The sequence below is a fragment of the Mycobacterium sp. TH-M116 genome, from assembly GCF_057473685.1.
This window is the reverse complement of the sequence record NZ_JBYCLC010000305.1, coordinates 1-3,268: the sequence shown is the minus strand read 5'-3', so window position 1 is coordinate 3,268 and position 3,268 is coordinate 1. Positions and strand designations below refer to the sequence as shown.

At 70.4% G+C, this 3,268-nt stretch carries 3 protein-coding genes and 1 pseudogene; all 4 read left to right on the top strand.

What is annotated here, in order from left to right; translation table 11 throughout:
• On the top strand, window positions 1-810 hold an 810-nt coding region (locus AC2VOK_RS15865; protein WP_428901341.1), incomplete at its 5' end, for a TatD family hydrolase.
• 205 nt (window positions 811-1,015) lie between these two features.
• Window positions 1,016-2,104: a resuscitation-promoting factor gene (locus tag AC2VOK_RS15860; RefSeq protein ID WP_428901340.1), complete on the top strand. Its 1,089-nt coding sequence runs from the start codon at window positions 1,016-1,018 to the stop codon at window positions 2,102-2,104.
• Window positions 2,077-3,042 carry a 16S rRNA (adenine(1518)-N(6)/adenine(1519)-N(6))-dimethyltransferase RsmA gene (rsmA, locus tag AC2VOK_RS15855; RefSeq protein WP_428901342.1) on the top strand — a complete coding sequence of 322 codons (966 nt, stop codon included), beginning with the start codon at window positions 2,077-2,079 and terminating at the stop codon, window positions 3,040-3,042. The genes AC2VOK_RS15860 and rsmA overlap by 28 nt, the downstream gene beginning before the upstream one ends.
• Before the next feature lie 77 nt (window positions 3,043-3,119).
• Window positions 3,120-3,268, top strand: a pseudogene (locus AC2VOK_RS15850) (4-(cytidine 5'-diphospho)-2-C-methyl-D-erythritol kinase); the annotation flags it as partial.

Sequence of the window (3,268 nt, the reverse complement as noted above, 5' to 3'; positions counted from 1 at the left end):
CCGTTGTCCCCCCTGATCGACGCCCATACGCACCTCGACGCCTGCGGGGCCCGTGACGCGGGGGAGGTGACCGCGATCGTCGACCGGGCCGCGGCGGTCGGCGTGGTTGCGGTCGTCACCATCGCCGACGACCTGGGGTCGGCGCGCTGGGTGACCCGGGCCGCCGGCTGGGACCCGCGCGTCTATGCCGCGGTCGCGCTGCACCCGACCCGCGCGGATGCGCTGACCGAAGCCGCCCGCGCCGAGATCGAGGAATTGGTGGCCCACCCCCGGGTGGTGGCCGTCGGCGAGACCGGCATGGACCTGTACTGGCCCGGGCGCCTGGACGGCTGCGCCGAGCCCGCCGTGCAACGCGAGGCGTTCGCCTGGCACATCGACCTGGCCAAGCGGTGTGGCAAGCCGCTGATGATCCACAACCGCGACGCGGACGCCGCGGTGCTCGACGTGTTGGCCGCGGAAGGCGCCCCCGACGCCGTCATCTTCCACTGCTTCTCGTCGGATGCCGCGATGGCCCGCCGGTGCGTGGACGCCGGCTGGCTGCTCAGTCTGTCCGGGACGGTCAGCTTCCGCAACGCCCGCGCGCTGCGCGACGCGGTTGCCCTGATCCCGCCCGGGCAGCTGCTGGTGGAGACCGATGCGCCGTTCCTGACGCCGCACCCCTACCGGGGGGCCCCCAACGAGCCCTACTGCCTTCCCTATACTGTTCGGGCGATCGCTGAGTTGGTGGATCGTCCGGCCGAGGAGTTGGCCCGACTGACCACGGGCAACGCTCGTCGGGTCTATGGGCTGGAGCCCGGAGCGGGTTCGTAGTTCCGTAAATTGACGAAGCGGACACGCGGTCCCGGAGTTGCTCAACCGTGGCCGGTTCGTTACCGTCTTGTGATCGTACGGATGGGCCTGTGGGCCCATTTTTCACGTCGAGGTTTCCGGTGAATCAGGTCGTTGAAGTGCTGACAGAGGTCGGGGTAGACGCGCATTGAGTGTTGTGACAAAACTTCACCAGAATCAATCACCGATGTTGCGGCTCGTGGTCGCGGGGCTGCTGTTGGCCGTGGCGGTCGCGGGCGGGATCGCGGTGCGTGCCTGCAAGACCGTGACGCTCAACGTCGACGGAATCGCGATGCGGGTGACGACCATGAAGTCGCGCGTGCTCGACATCGTCCAGGAGAACGGCTTCACGGTCGCCGAGCGCGACGATCTCTATCCTGCCGCTGACGTGCGCGTGAACGACGCTGCCGACATCGTGTTGCGTCGCAGCCGCCCCCTGCAGATCTCGCTGGACGGCCGCGAGTCCAAGCAGTTGTGGACGACGGCATCCACCGTCGACGAGGCGCTGGCCCAGCTCGCAATGACCGACACCGCACCCGCCGCGGCGTCGCGGGGCAGCCGGGTTCCGCTGGCCGGAATGGCGCTGCCGGTCGTCAGCGCCAAGACGGTCGAGATCAGCGACGGCGGCACGACGCACACGGTGCACCTGCCCGCCGCCGACGTCGCCGGGCTGCTGCGTGCCGCCGGCGCTCCGCTGGCCGACAGCGACCAGGTGGTGCCGCCCGCGAGCGCGCCGATCGTCGAGGGCATGCGGGTCGAGGTGACCCGCAACCGGATCGAACGGGTGACCGAACGGATCCCGCTGCTGCCGCCCGCACGTCGCGTCGAGGACCCGGACATGAACATGAGCCGCCAGGTTGTCGAGGATGCCGGCAGCCCGGGCACGCAGGATGTGACGTTCGCGGTGATCACGGTCAACGGTGTCGAGACGGGCCGGCTGCCCGTCGCCAACACCGTGATCACCCCGGCGCGGGAGGCCGTGGTGCGGGTGGGCACCAGGCCGGGCACCGAGGTGCCGCCGATCAACCGCGGTTCCGTCTGGGATGCGATCGCGGGCTGCGAGGCCGGCGGGAACTGGGCGATCAACACCGGCAACGGGTACTACGGTGGTGTGCAGTTCGACCAGGGCACCTGGGAACGCAGCGGTGGCCTGCGGTTCGCCCCCCGCGCCGACCTCGCCACCCGGGAAGAGCAGATCGCCGTCGCGGAGGTGACGCGGCAGCGTCAGGGCTGGGGCGCTTGGCCGGTATGCAGCGGCCGGGCGGGTGCCCGCTGACCATCCGGCTACTCGGGCGCACTGAGATCAGGCAGCTGGCCAGGGAACTCGAATTTCGGCCCCGCAAGTCCCTGGGCCAGAACTTCGTTCACGACGCCAACACGGTGCGGCGGGTGGTTGCGGCTTCCGGCGTCGGCCGGTCCGACCATGTCCTGGAGATCGGCCCCGGCCTCGGGTCGCTCACGCTGGCCCTGCTCGACCGTGGCGCGACGGTCACGGCCGTGGAGATCGACCCCGTGCTGGCCGCCCGCCTGCCCCAGACGGTGACCGAACACTCGCACAGCGAGATCCACCGGCTGACGGTGGTCACCCGTGACGTCCTGACCCTCGAGCGGGGCGACCTGGACGCCGAGCCCGCTGCGGTGGTGGCCAATCTGCCCTACAACGTCGCGGTTCCGGCGTTGTTGCATCTGCTCGCCGAATTCCCGTCCGTCCAGGTCGTGACGGTGATGGTGCAGGCCGAGGTGGCCGAACGGCTGGCCGCCGAACCGGGCGGAAAGGACTACGGCGTGCCCAGCGTCAAGGTTCGATTCTTCGGCCGGGTACGCCGCTGCGGCACGGTGCCGCCGACCGTTTTCTGGCCGATTCCCCGCGTCTACTCCGGCCTGATCCGCATCGATCGGCATTCTGACCCGCCGTGGCCGACCGACGCGGCCTTCCGGCAACGCGTCTTCGAACTCGTGGACGTCGCCTTCGCTCAGCGGCGCAAGACGTCCCGCAATTCGTTCGCCGGGTGGGCAGGCTCGGGCAACGAGTCGGCGAACCGCCTGCTGGCCGCGAGCATCGATCCCGCGCGCCGCGGTGAGACGTTGTCCGTCGAGGATTTCGTGCGGCTGGTGCAGCGCTCCGGCGGTTCCGCCCACTCCCCGGGCGGCGGACCGCAGGCCGGACCGCAGGCCGGGGTGCCGCAGGTTCCCGGGGCGGGCACCGCCGGCTGAACCGTGTTGACCTCGGGTGGCACCGCCGCGTGTGGTTGGGCGGCCGCAGCGATAGTCTGCTGCGGTGGCTGACGTGGCTGATCATGTCTGACGGCAACACCGCCGCGCAGTGGGTACCGACCGGTTCGGTCACGGTCCGGGTGCCCGGCAAGGTCAACCTGTACCTGGCCGTGGGTGATCGCCGCGAGGACGGCTATCACGAGCTGACGACGGTGTTCCAGGCGGT

Bases quoted from the DNA above. Each gene is read 5' to 3' on its own strand.
- AC2VOK_RS15860 (WP_428901340.1), top strand. From the start codon at position 1,016: ATGTTGCGGCTCGTGGTCGCGGGGCTGCTGTTGGCCGTGGCGGTCGCG.
- rsmA (WP_428901342.1), top strand. From the start codon at position 2,077: ATGCAGCGGCCGGGCGGGTGCCCGCTGACCATCCGGCTACTCGGGCGC.